The organism is Lysobacter solisilvae, assembly GCF_016613535.2.
In the GTDB taxonomy this organism is placed as follows: Bacteria; Pseudomonadota; Gammaproteobacteria; order Xanthomonadales; family Xanthomonadaceae; genus Agrilutibacter; species Agrilutibacter solisilvae.
Genome location: NZ_CP071518.1, coordinates 3,655,437 through 3,673,339 on the forward strand (window position 1 = coordinate 3,655,437; position 17,903 = coordinate 3,673,339).

Here is a 17,903-nt window from a genome sequence, read left to right on the forward strand (position 1 = left end):
CGGCGGGCGACGCGATCCGGGTTCTTGCGCACCGGTCGACGCCGGCCCGGCGATCGCGGCACATCCCATGCACGCGAGAAACGGGGCGACCTCGTCCGATGATGCCTGGGGCCGGGTGCTGGAAGACCTTGGTATGCGGCGACGGCCGGGGCCAGGCGAACGTTGACCGAGGTGGCCGCCCCACACCCGCGACTCCCGCCACTGCGACCCTTCGTCCGCCGGGGCGGCCCGGTCCGTACCGGTTTGCGCCGGCGCCGAAGCCGCGGCAGTCTGGATGGTCCCTGCACACGCGGCAGGCACAATGGATCGATGTCCACGCCTGCCCCCTCGCGCCCCGACGCCCTGCGCAACGCGCGCAGCACCCAGCCCAGCCTGCGCGAGCGCTTCGACGCGCTGCGCAACCTGCCGCCGTTCCTGCGCCAGATCTGGGCCACCAGCCGCTGGCTGACACTGGGCACGCTCGGACTGCGCATCGTGCGCGCCTTCCTGCCGGTGGCGATGCTCTATGTAGGCAAGCTGATCATCGACGAAGCCGTGCGGCTGGTCGGCACCGGCCTGGGCACCACCACGCTCCAGGCCGCCATGGACAGCGGCGCGCTGGAAACGCTGATGGGCCTGCTGGTGCTCGAGTTCGGCCTGGCGATCGGCTCCGACCTGCTCGGGCGCCTGACGACCTACGGCGACACGCTGCTGTCGGAACTGTTCACCAACGCCACCAGCGTGCGCCTGATGGAACACGCGGCCACGCTCGACCTGGAGGACTTCGAGGACCCCGACCTGCAGGACAAACTCGATCGCGCGCGTCGCCAGACCATGGGGCGGATGAACCTGATGAGCCAGCTGTTCGGACAGCTCCAGGACGCGATCACGGTGGTCAGCTTCGCGGCGGGCCTGGTGGTGTACGCGCCGTGGCTGATCCTGCTGCTGGCCATCGCCCTGGTGCCGGCTTTCGTCGGCGAGGCACACTTCAACGCCCTGGGCTACTCGCTCAACTTCCAGTGGACCGCCGAGCGCCGCCAGCTCGAATACATCCGCCAGATGGGCGCGAGCGTGGAAACGGCGAAAGAGGTGAAGATCTTCAACCTCAACCGCTTCTTCATCGCGCGCTTCCGCGAGCTGTCAAGCCGCTTCTACCTGGCCAACCGCACACTCGCCGGCCGCCGTGCATTGTGGGGCACTCTGCTGGCGGCACTGGGCACGCTGGGCTACTACATCGCCTATGCCTACATTGCCTGGCGCACCGTGCGCGGCGATTTCACCATCGGCGACCTTACCTTCCTTGCCGGCAGTTTCAACCGGCTGCGCCAGCTGCTCGAAGGCCTTCTGGTGGGCTTCTCGCAGGTGGCCGGCCAGGCGCTGTACCTGGACGACCTGTTCTCCTTCTTCCGGATCGAGCCGGAGATCCGCTCGCGCCCCGACGCGCTGCCGGTTCCGCAGCCGATCACGAAGGGTTTCGAATTCGAGAACGTCGGCTTCCGCTATCCCGACGCCGAGCGCTGGGCGCTGCGCGGACTGGACTTCCAGCTGCACGCCGGCGAGGTCCTGGCGCTGGTGGGCGAGAACGGCGCCGGCAAGACCACGCTGGTGAAGCTGCTCGCGCGGCTGTACGACCCCGACGAGGGGCGCATCCTGCTCGATGGCCGCGACCTGCGTGACTACGACCTCGACGACCTGCGCGCCAACATCGGGGTCATCTTCCAGGACTTCGTGCGCTACCACCTGACCGCCGGCGAGAACATCGCCGTCGGCCAGGTCGATGCGATGGGCGACATCGAACGCATTCGCGACGCCGCGCGCCGCGCAATGGCCGACAAGCTCATCGAGTCGTTGCCGCAGGGATACGACCAGCCCATCGGCCGCCGTTTCAAGAACGGCGTCGATCTGTCCGGCGGCCAGTGGCAGAAGATCGCCATTGCGCGCGCCTACATGCGCGATGCGCAGGTGATGATCCTGGACGAACCCACCGCGGCGCTCGACGCACGCAGCGAGTTCGAGGTGTTCCAGCGCTTCAAGGAACTCTCCCACGGCAAGACCGCGGTCCTGATTTCCCACCGCTTCAGCAGCGTGCGCATGGCCGACCGGATCCTGGTGCTCAATGAGGGCCGGCTGGAGGCCAGCGGCACGCACGAGCAACTGCTGGCACAGGGCGGGCGATACGCTGAACTGTTCGAACTGCAGGCGGCGGGGTATCGCTGAACCCGCGGGACCGCCCATGGCCGCTGCCGCTCGGGCCCTGCGGCACTTGAAGCCGGGGTTGTAATTGCCTACACCAACGCAACCGCACCACGGAGTTGCCGCATGAAGCGCGCCGCATCGCTCAGCCTGGTGGCTGGCTTGCTACCACTCGTGCTCTCGGCCTGCCAGGCGCGCGAGCCGGCAGGTCCCAGCAGCGCGTCAACGGCGCCGGAAGCACCCTCGCCGGTCCGCCCGGCGACCCCGGAGGGTGAACCGGGCGTCCGCGTCATCGCCTCCGGCCTCGACCATCCCTGGGCCGTGGCCCTGCTGCCCGACGGCGGCTTCCTGGTCACCGAAAGGCCCGGCCGACTGCGGCGCATTTCGGCCGACGGCACGCTGTCCGCCCCCCTCACCGGCGTTCCCGACGTGTTCGCACAAGGCCAGGGTGGCTTGCTCGACGTGGCGCTGGCCCCGGATTTCCCCACCAGCAAACGCATCTACCTGAGCTACGCCGAACCCGGCGGCGACGGTACCGCCGGTACTGCCGCCGCCATGGCCACGCTGGGCGAATCCGCGATCACCGGCGTGCGCGTGATCTACCGCCAGGAACCCAAGCTGGAAGGCGGCAACCATTTCGGCTCGCGATTCGCCTTCGACAACGCGGGCCACGTCTTCATCAGCCAGGGCGAACGCAACGACCGGCCCACGGCGCAGAAGCTGGACATGCTGCAGGGCAAGCTGGTGCGGCTGAACCTGGATGGCAGCGTACCGGCCGACAATCCCTTCGTCGGCCGCAAGGATGCGCGCCCTGAAATCTTCAGCTACGGGCACCGCAACATGCAGGGGCTGGCCATCGACCCCCGCACGGGCACGCTGTGGGAGAGCGAACACGGCCCGCGGCGGCGACGAGATCAACCTCCCCCGCGCGGGACGCAACTACGGCTGGCCGGTGATCACGCACGGGATCAACTACTCGGGGTTCCCGATTCCCGAGTCCACGGGCCGGTCGGCGCCGGGAATGGAGCAGCCGCATCACGTCTGGCTGAAATCGCCCGCGCTTTCGGGCATGGCCTTCCTTACCGGGCATCCCGGCTCGAAATGGAACGACAGCCTGTTCCTGGGGTCGCTGGTGGAGGGCAACCTGATTCGCCTGTCACTCGACGGCGACCGCATCACCGGCGAGGAGCGACTGCTGCAGGAGCGCGGCGAACGCATCCGCGACGTGCGCGTGGGGCCGGACGGGCGCGTGTACGTGCTCACCGACCAGGATGACGGCGCGCTGCTGGAGCTCGCGCCACCGCGCTGAAGGGCCGATCGCCGCGGCATGAAGACCCGTTGACAGCCACCGGACTAGGCTGGGTGCATGAATGCCCAGCCCTCCCCGCTTTCGCGCAGCGCCCAGATCCTCCAGTTCCTGCTGAAGTACCGCACCGCAGGCGTGTTCACCGGGCTCGACCTGGACGCGGCCGCTGCCGCGGGCGAGCCGGCGGCGGCGGGGAAACCCGAGGAATTCACCGCAGACCTGGAGGCCCTGGGGCCGACCTTCGTCAAGATCGGGCAGGCGCTGTCCACCCGTCCCGACATGGTGCCGCCGGAATACATCGATGCGCTCGAGCGCATGCAGGACGACGTGGCCCCGATCGACTTCGACCAGGTGCGCGAGGTGGTCGAACAAGCCCTGGGCGTACGCATCACCAAGGCCTTCCTCGAATTCGACGAAACCCCGCTGGGCTCGGCGTCACTTGCGCAGGTCCATCGCGCCGTGCTGCGCGACGGCCGGCACGTGGCAGTAAAGGTGCAGCGACCCGACATCGAGAACACCATCCGCGCTGATCTGGATGCGCTCGCCACCGTGGCCGGCCAGGCAGACCGGGTCACCGACCTGGGACGCCGGGTGCACTTCGCCGACTGGGTGCACGAGTTCCGCAAGACCCTGCTGGGCGAACTGGACTACCGCAGCGAAGCGGAGAACCTGGAGCGATTCGGCGAGCACTTCGCCGCCTATCCGCAGTTGTTCGTCCCCGCGCCGGTATGGGACCTGACCTGCAGCCGGGTGCTGACGATGGACCTCGTGGAAGGCACCAAGGTCACGCGCGTCTCGGGCCTGCGGCGCACCGAGCAGAAGATGGGCGAGCTGGCCGCGACGCTGATGCGCGCCTATCTCGACCAGACCTTCGTCCACGGCGAGATCCACGCCGACCCTCACCCCGGCAACCTGCTGGTGACCAACGACGGCCGCCTGGCGCTGTTCGACCTGGGCATGGTCGCCCACGTCCCGCCCAAACAGCGCGAGCGCCTGCTGAAGCTGCTGTTCGCGGCGGTGGATGGCCGCGGCGAGGAAGTGGCCTACGAAGCCATCGCGCTGGGCACGCGGCTGGAGGACTTCGAGCAGGAGCGTTTCCTGCGCGAGATCGGGCAAATGGTGGCGCGCTACGCGGCACACTCGGGATCGCAGTCGCTCTCCGAGGGCCGGCTGATGCTGGACATCGTCCGCCTGGCCACTGCCTGCAACCTGCGCACGCCGCCGGAAATGAGCCTGCTGGGCAAGACGCTGCTGAACCTGGAGCGCGTGTCCCGCGTGCTGGACCCGGAACTGGACGTGAAGTGCGTGGTGGAGGAACACCTCAACCAGGTGATGCGCCAGCGCATGCGCAAGGCCTTTTCCCCGGCCAACATGGCCAGCGAACTGATGGAAGTGCAGTCGCTGTTGCGCGAGGCGCCGCGCAAGGTCTCCGACATCCTGTCGCTGCTGTCGGAGAACCGCCTGCAGGTGCGGATGACCGGGCTGGAGGAATCGCACCTCATGGAGAACCTGCAGAAGATCGCGAACCGGATTTCCACCGGCGTGATCGTGGCCGCGCTGATCATGGCCTCGGCGCTGCTGATGCGCGTGGAGACCGGCGCGCGGCTGTTCGGCTATCCGGCGCTGGCGATCGTGCTGTTCCTCATCGCCAGCGGCCTGGGCCTGGCGATCGTCATCAGCGCCCTGCTCAGCGACCGCAAGGCCAAGCCCAGGGAAGAACCCGGTCCGCGCTGACGCCCCGAAAAAGCGCGCTGCGGCCGGGACCGCTAAACTACGGATCCCCACGCAGCACCCACCCCAGAATGTCCTCCGCCTTCGGCACCGAGACCGTGCTGGACGTCCGTCACTGGACGGACGACTACTTCAGCTTCACCACCACCCGCGACGACGGGTTCCGCTTCGACAACGGCCAGTTCGTGATGATCGGCCTGTCGGTACCGCAAGCCGACGGCAGCAGCCGCCCGTTGCTGCGCGCCTATTCGATCGCCAGCGCCAACTGGGAAGAACAGCTGGAGTTCTTCAGCATCAAGGTACCTGGCGGTCCCTTGACCTCGCGCCTGCGCGACATCCAGCCCGGCGACACCGTGCTGATCGGCCGCAAGCCCACCGGCACCCTGCTGGTCCATGACCTGCATCCCGGCCGCAACCTCTACCTGCTGGGTACGGGCACCGGGTTCGCCCCGTGGCTGGCCATCATCAAGGACCCGGCGACCTACGAGCGTTTCGAACGCGTCGTCCTGTGCCATGGCGTGCGCAGCGCGCAGGACCTCGCCTACCGCGACTACATCGTCAACGAACTGCCCCGGCACGAATTCCTCGGCGAGCAGATCGCCGCGCAGTTGCTGTACTACCCCGCCGTCACCCGCGAGGACTTCCAGTTCGCCGGCCGCGACCATCGCGGTCGCCTGACCGACCTGATGGCCTCGGGCCGGATGATGGAACAACTGGGCCTGGATCCGCTGGATGCCCGGCACGACCGCGCGATGATCTGCGGCAGCCCGCAGATGCTGGCGGACTTCCGCGCGCTCCTTGATGGGCGGGGCTTCACCGCCGCCCCGCGCATCGGGACGCCGGGGCAGTACGTGTACGAGCGGGCGTTCGTGGAGAAGTGAGCCGGGCGCGCGAGAGCCGCGCGCCTAAGCCGCCCGTCGTTCCGGCCGCAGCGCATCCCGGTAGGTGCGGCTGCACGGGATCGGCGTGCCGTCGCGCATCGCGATGCGGGCGTCGCCCGTGTCCAGCGGTTCGATCTCCCCGACGCAGTCCAGGTTGACGATGAAACTGCGGTGCACGCGCACGAAGCGGGCCGGATCGAGCTGCGCCTCGATGGCCGCCATCGTGGTGCGCAGGGGATAGTCCCGACCGCGCACATGCAGGTTCACGTAATTGCCGGATGCCTGGAGCCATTCGACGTCCCCCGCCGCGACGAGGAACTCCTTGCCCAGCTTGCGGACCAGGAAGCGTTCGGGCCGGTCCATCGGCTCCGCGGCGGGAGCGCCCTCCGGCGCCGCCAGCACACTGGCCTCGCCCTGCAACCGGCGCACGAGCAGCCGGTAGCCCTCGATGGTGACCACCATGCCGGCGAAGTGGCGGAAGTCCTTGAGGTACTCGTACACGAACTCGAGCAGCCAGGGACTGAAGTTGTACTGGTCGCCCTGGGCGGCGTAGATCACCTTGCGCAGGGCCACCATCCCCGCCACGTGCAGGGCCGACCAGGCCACGCTGCCCAGGGCGAGCCAGGGGAGGCTGCGGCGCCAGGTGTCCACGTGCAGCGGAAAGCGGCGCGTGTACCAGAGCACCGCCGGCACCAGGGCCAGGGCAACCCCATGGCTGGTCCACTCCCAGGCCGCCGGTTCCCAGGCCTCGAAGCCCAGGTCCAGCCGCCGGATATCCATCAGCGTGGTCAGCGAATGGGTGATGGCCCCGACCAGGTAGCTGACGATCCAGAACCCCCACTCGAAGCTGCGGCGAAATGGCTGGTAGCGGTCCCAGAGGCTGGCGTCGGGGGCGGAGGGACGGGCGGTCGATGACATGGGACGCATTGTCGCCCAGCCGCCGCCGCGGCAGCTCCCGGTTCGTCCCGCCGGCCCGCGACTCGTCCCCGGGCCAGCCCGATCAATCACTTGCCGCTGCCCACGGGCCGGTCCGCCCGCGCAGCATCGTCGGCACGTCCACTTCCCCTGCCCCGCGCCCATGGCTCTCGTTCCCGCCCGCCGCCACGATATCGACGCCCTGCGCGCCCTCGCCTTCGGACTGCTGATCCTCTACCACTGCTGCATGCTGTGGGTGGCCGGGGAGGACTGGGACTGGCACCTCAAGAGCACCTACCAGGGTGAATGGCTCCAGTTGCCCATGCTCTTCGTCAATCGCTGGCGGATGGACCTGATCTTCCTGATCTCGGGCCTGTCGGTGCATTTCCTGCTGCGGGACACGGCCGCGTGGCGCTTCATCGGACAGCGCAGCCTCCGGCTACTGCTGCCCCTTGTGTTCGGCTGTCTGCTGATCGTGCCCGTGCAGCCGTATCTGCAGGGCATGGCCAACGGCGTGGTCGAACCGGGCTACCTGTCGTTCCTGGCCGACTACTTTGGCGGACGGTCCTGGCCGGTGGGCGCCTTTGACGGGTGGCAGCACTCCTTCACCTGGAACCACCTGTGGTACCTGGCCTACCTGTGGTGCTACACGCTGGCCTTCGCTGTGCTGCTGCCCGTGCTGCGCCGGCTGGGCAATCCGCTGACCCGCCTGCGCGGGGCCTGGCTGCTGACCGTACCCGCGTTGCCGCTGGTGCTGTGGACCTTCACCCTGCAACCGTTCTTCGAGGACACCGGCGACCTGGTCCACGACTGGTATCGCCACGCGCTGTACTTCACTGTCTTCCTGTACGGCTGGTGGCTGGGCACGCACGAAGCGCTATGGGCCGAGCTGGTGCGCCTGCGCCGGTACGCCCTGGGCTCGGCGCTGGCGCTGTTCGCGGTGTACGCGTGGATGGTGTTCGTCCTGCCTGACGATTCGCCCGAGTGGCTGTATGCCGTGGGGCGCACGATCCGGAACTTCTACAAGTGGATGGCGCTGTGCGCGATCCTCGGCTGGGGCAAGGCGCTGCTGGACCGGCCGATGCCATGGCTGCGCTGGGCCAATGAAGCGGTCTACCCCTGGTACGTGCTGCACCAGAGCCTGATCCTGGTCTTTGCGTGGTGGCTGATGCCCATGCACCTGGGCCCTGTGCTGGAGCCCCTCGCGGTGATCACCTCCACGGTGCTCGGCTGCTGGACTCTGCATGCGGCGATCCGGCGCGTGGCGTGGCTGCGGCCGTGTTTCGGGCTGAAGGCACGCAGGCAGGATGTGGCCGCACCGACGGCGACGGGTATCGAGCCGGCGGGCGCGTAGGTTCGATCAGCACTCCCCACCCCCGCTTGCGGGGGAAGGCGGGGATTCGGGCAGCGCCATCCGGCCCTAATGCCGCCGCGCCACCCAGTCGATCACCGGTCGCGCGCGCGAGAACAGGAAGCCCTGCCCCATCTCGCAGCCGATCTCCAGCAGCCATTGCCGCTGTTCTTCCGTCTCGATGCCCTCGGCGATCACTTCCATGCCCAGCGTGTTGGCCAGCGCCAGCACGGCGCGCACGACGGCGGCGCTGCCCCCGCGGTCCCCCGGCTGCAGCGCGCTCACGAAGGAGCGGTCGATCTTGAGCGCATGCAGCGGGAAGCGGTGGAGGTAGCTCAACGAGGAATATCCGGTCCCGAAGTCGTCCAGCGCAGCGAGCACTCCGGCCGTGCGCAGGGCATCGAGGGTGGCGAACACTTGGTCGGGGTTGTCCAGCAGTGCGCCCTCGGTGACTTCCACGCGCACGTTCTGCGGCTTGATGTCGTGCTCGCCCAGCAGGTCGAGCAGCTGGCGCGCAAGGGCCGGCGAACGGAAATGCCGTGGTGACACGTTGAGCGTCACATAACCGCCGTTGGCCTGCAGCGCCGGGATGTCGCGACAGGTGCGCTCGAACATCTGCCAGTCGATCTGTTCCACGCTGCCGCTGTCTTCGGCGACCTTCAGGAAGTCGGCCGGCAGCAGCACGCCGCGGCCAGGATGACGCCAGCGCAGCAGCGCTTCGTAGCCCAGCACGGCCCCATCGCGCAGGCTCACGATCGGCTGGAAGTGCGGTTCGAACTCGGTGCGCTGGATCGCCCGGCGCAGGTCGCTTTCCAGGTCCAGCAACTGCAGCGCCTCCTGGTGCAGGCGCTCGTCGAAGATCTCGAAGCGCTGCCGGCCATGCGCCTTGGCGCGGTACATCGCCACGTCGGCATCGCGCAGCAGTTCCTCGGCCTTGCTGTAGCGGGCATGTCCCAGCGCGATGCCCACGCTGGCCGAGGTGAACAGTTCCTTGCCGGCGATGTACATCGGCTCGCTGAGCGAGGCGATCGCGCGTTGCGCCGTGTGGCAGGCGTCCTCGGGCACCTGGATATCCTCCATGAGGATGGCGAACTCGTCGCCACCCAGCCGGGCCACGACGTCGCTTGAACGCACGCACGAGAGCAGCCGCTCACCGGCCTGCTTGAGCATCTGGTCGCCCGAAAGATGGCCGACGCTGTCGTTGATCACCTTGAAGCGGTCCAGGTCCAGGAACAGCACGGCGAAGCGATGGCTGGAATCGCGATGCAGGCGCGCGAGCGCACGTTCGAGTGCGCCGTACAGGAAGTTCCGGTTGGGCAGGCCCGTGAGCGAGTCGTGCAGGTTCTCGTGCACCAGCTGCTGCTCGGCGCGTTCGCGCACCAGGATCTGCTCGCGCAGCTCCGACACGGCCGCGGCCAGTTCATGCGTGCGGTCCTGCACGCGACGCTCAAGCTCGGCCTGCACCTTCTTGCGCGCGAGCGCGGTCAGGATGTGCTGGGCGACGTAGCTCAGCAGCGCGCTGTCCTCCTCGGTGTAGTGCACGGTCGGGTCGTAGGTCTGTACGACCACCGCGCCGCGCACCTCACCCTCGGCGACCAGCGGCACGCCCAGGAAGTCCTCTGCCGGCGTGCCCAGGCCGATCCCGCCGGGCACCTGCAGCAGTTCGGCGACGTGGCGCGCGCTGCCGCGGACGGCCTGGCCCCGGCGAATCAGGCCCAGCGTCAGGCTGCTGCGCATCTGCTCGATCGGCACCTCGAGCTCGGTGTTGTACATGTTGGTGTCTTTTTCATCGGCGAAATAGATGAAGCGCAGGGTGTTGCGCTGCGCGCTGTACAGCGCGATGTAGAAATTGCGCGCATACATCAGCTCGCCGACGACCGCGTGGATGCGCCGCAGCATCTCGCGCATGTCCAGCTCGCTGCTGGCCAGGTCCGCGATGCTGTAGAGCGCGGCCTGCAGCCGTTCGCCGCGCTGGCGTTCGCGCACTTCCTCGGTCAGCTCGCGGGTGCGTTCCTCGACGCGCTGTTCCAGTTCGTCGTGCGCCTGCTTGCGCATCAGCGCGGTGAGGATGTGCTGGGCGACGAACCCGAGCAGGGCGCGATCCTCCTCGGTATAGCGCCCGGCCCGGTCATAGCTCTGCACCACGATCGCACCGCGGACCTGGCCGTCGCCCATCATCGGCACGCCCAGCCAATCGGCGCTGTCCGGGCCGTACTGGTTGGCGTCGGTGAGCAACCCGAATTCCTCGCGCAGTCGCTCCGAGGGACCCAGTGCCCCGCGCCCCTCGCGGATCATCGCCAGGGTGAGGCTGTTGCTGATCTGGATGGCCGGCCACTCCTGCTCGGGGTCGACGGCGCGCCGATCCTTCTCATCGGCGAAGTAGATGAAGCGCACGCTGTCGGTCACCGCGTTGTAGAGGGCGATGAAGAAGTTGCGGGCATACATCAGTTCATCGACGACGGCGTGGATGCGGCGCAACATCTCGGGCATGTCCAGTTCGCCCGCCGCGAGGTCGGCAATCGCATACAGCGCGGTCTGCAGCTTGGCGGTCTTCTCCAGGCGCTTGGCCGCCATCCGCTGCTCGGCGATGTCCAGGGCACTGCCCATGCGCGCGGCGACCACGGCGCAGAATGCGCGCCATTGGGTGCAGGCCGCATCGGCGGGCAACTCGGCAGGCGGCCAGTCGGCGAGCATCACCGCGCGGTGCGAGGGTGGCCAATGGCCCAGCGAGGTGGTCAGGCAGATCCCGTCCGACCCGGCGCCGTCGAGCGGCGGCAGCACGCGGGTGTCCAGCGCCGGGGCGTCGATGAGTTCCGCTTCGCGCCCCGGGGCGTGCGCCAGTTCGTCCAGCAGCGGCCGGCAGGCGACGTCGGGCCAGCCTGTCCAGGCAGGGCGACCACCGTCATCCTTCCCCAGCGACCACAGCAGTCGGAGCTGGCTCGCGCCAAAAGCGGTCTGCGCGTGGCGCGCGGCGGCAGCCGCGATTTCCTCGAGGCTGGACAAGGCGAACAACGCGGACACGAAGTCGGTCGCCGATTCGGTCCCTGCCCCGGTGCCGGACGCGCCGCGCGGCTCCAGATCCTGGGCGCGCGTGGCCATGGGACCGGAGTGTACGCCGATCGATCAGGTGAGTAGATGCTCCCGGGTGCCGCCCATGCGGGCAGGACCGCCGGGCTTCGGCTGGCCCGGCGGCATGTCCGGTCCCGTCAGCCTTCCCCGTATCGCAGCCACAAGCGGGCGGTGACTTCGCTGTCGAACACCCGCGACTGGAAGCCCGCCTCGCGCGCATACAGTTCGCAGTACTCGATCTGCTGCAGGCCACGTGGCTTGACGTGCGCGATGCGGACCGCTTCCAGGCCATGTCCGCTCAGGGCCTCGACCAGACCCCGCCAGTGCTCGGCGGTCAGTTCAGGACCGCGAAGGTTGTCGATCAGCATGATGGCGGGCACCGGCTCGCGCCGGACCTCGTCCTCGATCGCATGCCAGTAGTTCACCGTGTTGGCCAACGAACTGTGGCCTTCCACCTCGACGCGGAGGATGCCCTCCCGACGCTGGAAGCTGACAAAGGGTTCTGCGGTCATGGCTCAGCCCAGCGCCGCCTCGATGTCGCCTGCGATCGCTTCGGGCTTCTCGGTCGGCGCATAGCGCTTGAGGACGCGTCCATCGCGCCCGACCAGGAACTTGCTGAAGTTCCACTTGATCGCGTCGATGCCCAGCAGGCCACCCTTCTCGTCCTTGAGCCACTTCCACAGCGGATGCGCCTTGTCGCCGTTGACGTCGACCTTGGCGAACAGCGGGAAGCTGACGTCGTAGTTGAGCGAGCAGAAGTTCTTGATCTCCGCCTCGTTGCCCGGCTCCTGGTGGCCGAACTGGTCGCAGGGGAAGCCCAGGACCACCAGGCCGCGCGGACCGTAGTCGCGCCACAGCTGCTCCAGGCCGGTGTACTGCGGCGTGAAGCCGCATTGCGAGGCGACGTTGACGATCAGCATCACCTTGCCGGCGTAATCGGATAGTGGGCGCGCCTGGCCGTCGATGTCGGTGGCGGAGAAGTCGTAGGCAGTGGTCGGCATGGTCGTGCTCCCGGGGTTTGCGCCCACGAGGATAGCGCGCGACCGGCGGCTCGTCCTGCCATCCGGAAACGACGACGCCGGGCAGGGCCCGGCGTCGCGTTGGCGTGACTGCGTTGGTGCGATCGCGCCGGCGTGATTGGCGCAGGCGCGCGGCTGCCTCAGAAGCTGGCCTTGAACTCCACGCCGACCGTGCGCGGCTCGTTGATGAAACCGGTCAGGTTGTTGAAGTCGATGCCACCGACCACCTGCACCTCGTCGGTGATGTTGCGGCCGAACACGGCCACGTCGTACCGGCCCTGCCCCCAGTTGTAGCCCAGGCGCAGACCGCCCTCGACCAGCGACTTGCCGGTGAACTCGACCGAGTCGTACAGGAAGAAGTTGACCTCGCTCCGGTAGACCCAGTCGGTGAAGACGTAGAACTCGCCGCCGTCACCCACCGGCATGCCCCAGCGCAGGGTGAGGTTGTGGGTCCATTCCGGCGCCTGCGGCAGCGAGTTGCCGTCGATGTTGGCGCGCGCGGTCCAGTCCCCGGTCACCGGATCCTGCTCATACACGTGCGGATCGCGGATCGTGCAGTTGGCCTAGGGGTTGGGGAAGTTCTGGCCGGTGCCGCAGGCCGACACCACCAGGTCGGAATCCTTGATCTCCGTGTCGTTGTAGCTGCTGCCCAGGGTGAACAGCAGCGAGTCGGTCAGGTAGGCCTGGAAGTCCAGCTCGAAGCCCTGGCCCACGCTCTTGTCGGCATTGATCAGGATGTTGGCGTTGGCCGAGCCGCCCACGGCGGTGAGCTGCTGGTCCTTGACCTGGTAGTAGAACAGGCCCGCGTTGATGCGCGCGCGCTTGTCCCACAGGTCCGCCTTGACGCCCGCCTCGTAGGCGGTCGAAGTCTCGGGATCGGCGACCGACTTGCCATTGAAGGCGCCGGCGGCCTGGATGCTGCTGCCGCGATAGCCGGTGGCGACGCGCGCGTACAGGTTGACGTCGTCGTTGATCTCGTAGGTGCCCGACAGGTCCCAGCTGAACTTCTTGTCCTCGGGCGAGGCGGACAGGTCGCCGTCCGGCTCCTGTGCGGCCAGCTGCGTGATGTTGCACTTGGCCAGGTCGGGACGGCCGAACACGAACAGGTAGCGGATGCACGGGGCGAAGCCGTTGGCGAAGTATTCCTCGACGTTGAGGTCCTTCTTGTCCCACGTGTAGCGCGCGCCGGCACGCAGCTCGAGCCGGTCGGTCGCCTGCCAGGTCGCCGCACCGAACACGGCCCACGAGTCGTTGGTCTGGTTCACCCGCTCGTAGCCGTCCAGGGCACCGCCGTTGAGCGAGTCGTAGCTGAAGCTCTCGACGTCGTAGTCCTCATTGAAATAGAACACGCCGGCCTGCCAGTTCCAGTCGCCGTCGAAGTTCGATTCCAGGCGAACTTCCTGGGTCCACTGCGAGTGCTCGGGGATGCCATCGGCGGTTTCCGAGGCGAAGGGAATCACGCCCGGGCCGGATACCGGGAGGAACACCGCGCCAAAGCCGCCGTCGATGTCGCCGCGGCTGTAGGTCTCGACCGACTCGTAGCCCGTGATGGAGTGCAGGCGGTACTGGCCGAAGTCCCACGTGAGGCGCGCGCTGGCGCCCTGGCTGTCGAGCTCGGAATGGTTGTAGCCATCGACCGAGACTTCGTCCTCGTCGAAGCCGTCCACGAAGTCATTGGTGCCCGGCTTGATGATGTTGGCCCGGAACAGCCGCGCGGTGCCATTGAGGTGGCGCGCGTGCACGTTGAGCAGTGCTTCGAAGTTTTCGCCTTCGAACAGGGCCTGCACGCGCGCGGCCGCTTCGTCGTAGCCCTCGAAGCCATCGTTCGGACCCGGATAGGTGTTCTTCACCCAGTCATCGCGGCGCTGGAACACGGCCGACGCGCGGCCGGACCAGCGATCGCCCAGTGGACCGCCGACGGCGCCTTCGACATTCCACATGTTGTCGCTGCCGAGGGCGACCTTGCCGTAGCCGCTGAGTTCCTGCGACGGCCGCACGGACTCGAACTTGACCACGCCGGCCGGGCTGTTGCGGCCGAACAGCGAGCCCTGCGGGCCGCGCAGCACTTCGACCTGGTCGACGTCGAACACCGGGAAGCCCTTGAGGATCGGGTTCTCCTGCACGACGTCGTCGTAGACCAGCGACACGGGCTGCGAGGTGTTGAGGCGGAAATCTGTGTTGCCGTAGCCGCGGATGTAGAAGCGCGGGAACGCGCGGCCGAACGACGACTCGATGTTGAGGCTGGGCACGCGACCGGAGAGGAACCGCACGTCGTTGCCGCCGGAGGCGAGCGCGTCGAGCTTCTCGCCGCTCACGGTGCTGACGGAAACCGGCACGTCCTGGATGTTCTCGACCTTGCGCTGGGCGGTCACCTGGACCGAGTCCAGGGTGGTCGCGGCCTTCTCCGCCGGGGCCTGGGCGGCGTCCTGTGCCGGGGCGTCCTGGGCGACGGCCAGCGGGGCGGCCAGCGACAGGGCGATCGAGACGGCGAGAAGGTGGCGACGGGCGTGGCGGTTGCGCGACATGGCGGGCTCCGGAGCGGACGGAAGGCAGGGTGACCGGCGGATGTTAGCCCATCGTTAACCGCCCGTACGCCCTGGTACGCCCCGCACGTCGCCCGGGGGGCCGGAACCCTGCCCCGGACCGGCGGCCGCCGGCCCGGTCCGCCATACGGCGGCGGCCACCCGGGTCAGCCGGGTGGCCGCGCAGGGGACCGTCGGACGCGGGCTCAGCGCGCCTTGCCGGTCTCGGCGCCCTTGTCGGCGGCGACCAGCTTCACCGGCGTGCTGAAGGGCGCGATGCCCATGGCGTCGAAGATCTCGCTGGGGTAGTAGGCGGTGTCGCCCTTCAGCACCAGGGCGACCTTGCGCACGTCCGCGATGTCCTTGGTCGGGTCACCGTCGACCAGGATCAGGTCGGCGCGCTTGCCGGCAGTGATCGAACCGCGGTCATCGAGCATGCGCGAATACTTGGCGCCATTCCAGGTGGCCACCTGCAGCGCCTGGGACGGGGTCAGCCCGGCTCGGACCAGCCATTCCAGCTCGCTCTGCACGGTGAAACCCGGCAGCGCGTCGGTGCCCGCCACCAGCGGAACCCCGGCCTTGTACATGCGGCCGACGAACTCGACCATCTTGGCGTACGACTTGGCGTAGCGCGCCGCGGTGGCGTCGTCCGGGATCTTCATCTCCGCCACCTTCAGGCCACGCTGGATGTCCGGCGGCATGTGCGAGGCGACCGGGGCGTAGCTTTCCTGCACCTGGCCGGCGCGCTGGCGCAGGAACTCGAAGGTGGACATGGTGGGATCGATCACGATCTGCTTCTTCGCCAGCAATGCGATGAAGTCCTGCACCGGCTTGCTGTCGAAATCCAGGTCGGCGACCTTCTCGGCCGGCAGGTAGAAGCGTTCCAGCGTGCGGGTATCGGTCTTCTCGTCGACCAGGAAGTTCAGCAGCACCTGGTTGATGTGCTGGATCTCGTCGTAGCCCTGCTCCACCACGTCCTGCGCGCGCATGAAGGCCGGCACGTGGCCGCTCACCCGCAGGCCCTTCTCGTGGGCGTACGCGGCGGTCTCGCGGAGCAGCTCCTTGGGGAAGGAGTTGTAGATCTTGACCTGCACGTAGCCATTGGCCGCATACCAGTCGACGGCCTTCTTCGCCTGCTCCAGGTTGCTGACGACGAAGCCGTTGCGGGCCGACATCTTGCTCTCGCCCTCGATGAAGCCGGCGGTGACCACGCGGGTCGACAACAGCGTGCCCGCCTTCTCTTCCGCGATCAGCTGCTGGAGGGTCGTATTGTCGTTGCCCATGTCGCGGACGGTGGTGACGCCGGTGGCGATGTTCAGCCCGCCGTCCCAGCGGCCCAGGTGGCCGTGCATGTCGAACAGGCCGGGCAGCAGTACGCGGCCCGCGGCGTCGACGACCTGGTCGGCGGCGCCACCGCTGCCGGCGGCGCCCACGGACACGATGCGACCGTCGCGCACGAGCACGTCCGACGCCGGGCCGAGCATGGCCTTTTCGCTGTCGAACACGCGCGCGTTCCGGATCAGCGTGGCTCCCGCCAGCGGATGGGCCACGCGCTGGTTCAGATCGACCAGCGCCTCGCCTTCAGCCTGCTTCTGGCGGGCTTCCAGCGCGGCGGCATTGGCATTCCAGCCTTCCTCGATCAGCTGCAGGAAGCCGGGGAAGATGAAGGCGAACAGGCGCGGCTCCGCTCCGGATGTCGCCCACACGAACTGCGGCGTCAGGCCGACACCGGTGATGGCCAGCAGCTGCACCTTGCGCTTGTCCTTGCCGCGCGTGACGTCCATCTCGGTGACCTTGCGCATGCGCAGCGCGCCGCCGGGGATCAGGGGCAGCTGGCCGTCGCCGCGCTTGGCCAGCGCCGCCAGGGCGACGGAGTTGCCGGCGGGCGTGCCGTTGAGCGGTGAATAGAACGCCGTTCCCGAGACGGTCTGCGCGCCCTCGTCGGAAGTCGACTTCCATTGCACCTGATCGCCATCGCGGGAAAAGGTCTCATCGACCGGGGCGCCGAAGGTCGTGGTCCCCTTGACCTGGTAACGGGTGAACGTGCCGTCGGGCGCGAGCGAGAATTCTTCCTTCAACTCCGGCCCGCGGCCGTTGTCCTTGAATATGAAGTCCACATGCGTCACCCCGTCGTCGCCGGTGGTGACGGTCTGGTGCCCGGCCTGCTTGCCGTTGTCCACCAGGGCGACGTAGCGCAGGGTCTGCGCGGCGAACGCGGGCCCGGCAATGAACAGCGCCAAAGCGCCGGCAAGCGCGGTACGGGTCAGGGCAGTCTTCATGCAGGGATCCTTGTCGAGGGTTGCGCCGGGAGCGGGGCGGAGGCAGAACCCGCAGCATCGCCCCGATCCGCCGGAGTTGCTGTAGGCCAAAGGTTGGGTCCGGCCGTCGCCGGACACGAAAAAGCCCCGCGCCAGCCGGCGCGGGGCCCGGAAGTGCGCCGGACCGGGAGCCCCGGGCCGGCCGCGGCTCAGTGGCGCGTGCGCTCGGAGACTTCCTTGACCACCTCGGCCGTGGCCTCGTCCTTGCCGGCCAGGGCGATGTCGGCGATGGACACGATCCCCGCCAGCTTGCCGTCCATGTCGACCACCGGGACCCGGCGAATCTGGTCGGCTTCCATCGCGCACACCACGTCTTTCAGGGAGGTCTGCAGATTCACCGTGCGCACCGGCGTGCTCATGGCGTCGCTCGCGCAGGCGGTGTTCGCATCGCGGCCCTGCGCGACCACGCGCGTGGCGATGTCGCGGTCGGTGACCACGCCGATCGGGCGCTGCGCCTCGTCCACCACCGGTATCTGGCCGCAGTCGTTGTCGACCATCATCCGGGCGACATCCCGCAGGGGCGTACTGGCGGTGCAGCACGCCGGGTTGGAAGTCATAACCGAGCTCACGTTGGCCATGGAAGATCTCCTGAAGGGGTTCATTCTGCGATGGGGGCGAT

10 protein-coding genes and 2 pseudogenes are annotated in these 17,903 nt (G+C 68.2%); 5 read left to right on the forward strand and 7 right to left on the reverse strand.

Features of this window, described 5'->3' with window-relative positions; translation table 11 throughout:
* The first annotated feature begins 309 nt into the window (after window positions 1-309).
* The 4 genes and pseudogenes from I8J32_RS16185 (at window position 310) to I8J32_RS16200 (ending at window position 6,090) form a co-directional block, all read left to right on the forward strand.
* The gene (locus tag I8J32_RS16185; RefSeq protein WP_200613566.1) at window positions 310-2,196 is read left to right on the forward strand and encodes an ABC transporter ATP-binding protein; all 1,887 of its coding nucleotides are present in this window, start codon (window positions 310-312) and stop codon (window positions 2,194-2,196) included.
* 102 nt (window positions 2,197-2,298) lie between these two features.
* A pseudogene (locus tag I8J32_RS16190) lies at window positions 2,299-3,481 on the forward strand (PQQ-dependent sugar dehydrogenase).
* Window positions 3,482-3,538: 57 nt separating this feature from the next.
* Entirely contained in the window at window positions 3,539-5,212 is a 1,674-nt protein-coding gene (locus tag I8J32_RS16195; protein ID WP_200613569.1) for an ABC1 kinase family protein, read from the forward strand.
* A 68-nt stretch (window positions 5,213-5,280) separates the two neighbouring features.
* Window positions 5,281-6,090, forward strand: a complete 810-nt coding sequence (locus tag I8J32_RS16200) for a ferredoxin--NADP reductase (RefSeq protein ID WP_200613572.1) — start codon at window positions 5,281-5,283, stop codon at window positions 6,088-6,090.
* Window positions 6,091-6,114: 24 nt separating this feature from the next.
* Here the strand turns inward: I8J32_RS16200 and I8J32_RS16205 are convergent, their stop codons facing one another.
* A complete protein-coding gene (locus I8J32_RS16205) occupies window positions 6,115-7,008 on the reverse strand; it encodes a LytTR family DNA-binding domain-containing protein (protein ID WP_200613575.1) in 894 nt (297 codons plus the stop codon).
* A gap of 160 nt (window positions 7,009-7,168) precedes the next feature.
* Between I8J32_RS16205 and I8J32_RS16210 the strand changes: the two genes are divergently transcribed.
* Window positions 7,169-8,359 (forward strand): acyltransferase family protein, encoded by a 1,191-nt coding sequence (locus I8J32_RS16210; RefSeq protein WP_200613578.1) that lies wholly within the window; start codon window positions 7,169-7,171, stop codon window positions 8,357-8,359.
* A 66-nt stretch (window positions 8,360-8,425) separates the two neighbouring features.
* Here the strand turns inward: I8J32_RS16210 and I8J32_RS16215 are convergent, their stop codons facing one another.
* The 6 genes and pseudogenes from I8J32_RS16215 to I8J32_RS16240 form a co-directional block, all read right to left on the reverse strand.
* Window positions 8,426-11,455 (reverse strand): bifunctional diguanylate cyclase/phosphodiesterase, encoded by a 3,030-nt coding sequence (locus I8J32_RS16215; RefSeq protein WP_200613580.1) that lies wholly within the window; start codon window positions 11,453-11,455, stop codon window positions 8,426-8,428.
* Between the two features lie 107 nt (window positions 11,456-11,562).
* Window positions 11,563-11,937: a hypothetical protein gene (locus tag I8J32_RS16220; protein WP_200613583.1), complete on the reverse strand. Its 375-nt coding sequence runs from the start codon at window positions 11,935-11,937 to the stop codon at window positions 11,563-11,565.
* A gap of 3 nt (window positions 11,938-11,940) precedes the next feature.
* Window positions 11,941-12,426 (reverse strand): glutathione peroxidase, encoded by a 486-nt coding sequence (locus tag I8J32_RS16225; RefSeq protein WP_200613586.1) that lies wholly within the window; start codon window positions 12,424-12,426, stop codon window positions 11,941-11,943.
* A gap of 158 nt (window positions 12,427-12,584) precedes the next feature.
* A pseudogene (locus tag I8J32_RS16230) lies at window positions 12,585-14,969 on the reverse strand (TonB-dependent receptor).
* 203 nt (window positions 14,970-15,172) lie between these two features.
* A complete protein-coding gene (locus I8J32_RS16235; protein ID WP_200613591.1) occupies window positions 15,173-17,245 on the reverse strand; it encodes an amidohydrolase family protein in 2,073 nt (690 codons plus the stop codon).
* 188 nt (window positions 17,246-17,433) lie between these two features.
* Entirely contained in the window at window positions 17,434-17,862 is a 429-nt protein-coding gene (locus tag I8J32_RS16240) for a CBS domain-containing protein (RefSeq protein ID WP_200613593.1), read from the reverse strand.
* Window positions 17,863-17,903: the final 41 nt, after the last annotated feature.

Bases quoted from the DNA above. Each gene is read 5' to 3' on its own strand.
- I8J32_RS16185 (WP_200613566.1), top strand. From the start codon at position 310: ATGTCCACGCCTGCCCCCTCGCGCCCCGACGCCCTGCGCAACGCGCGC.
- I8J32_RS16195 (WP_200613569.1), top strand. From the start codon at position 3,539: ATGAATGCCCAGCCCTCCCCGCTTTCGCGCAGCGCCCAGATCCTCCAG.
- I8J32_RS16200 (WP_200613572.1), top strand. From the start codon at position 5,281: ATGTCCTCCGCCTTCGGCACCGAGACCGTGCTGGACGTCCGTCACTGG.
- I8J32_RS16205 (WP_200613575.1), bottom strand. From the start codon at position 7,008: ATGTCATCGACCGCCCGTCCCTCCGCCCCCGACGCCAGCCTCTGGGAC.
- I8J32_RS16210 (WP_200613578.1), top strand. From the start codon at position 7,169: ATGGCTCTCGTTCCCGCCCGCCGCCACGATATCGACGCCCTGCGCGCC.
- I8J32_RS16215 (WP_200613580.1), bottom strand. From the start codon at position 11,455: ATGGCCACGCGCGCCCAGGATCTGGAGCCGCGCGGCGCGTCCGGCACC.
- I8J32_RS16220 (WP_200613583.1), bottom strand. From the start codon at position 11,937: ATGACCGCAGAACCCTTTGTCAGCTTCCAGCGTCGGGAGGGCATCCTC.
- I8J32_RS16225 (WP_200613586.1), bottom strand. From the start codon at position 12,426: ATGCCGACCACTGCCTACGACTTCTCCGCCACCGACATCGACGGCCAG.
- I8J32_RS16235 (WP_200613591.1), bottom strand. From the start codon at position 17,245: ATGAAGACTGCCCTGACCCGTACCGCGCTTGCCGGCGCTTTGGCGCTG.
- I8J32_RS16240 (WP_200613593.1), bottom strand. From the start codon at position 17,862: ATGGCCAACGTGAGCTCGGTTATGACTTCCAACCCGGCGTGCTGCACC.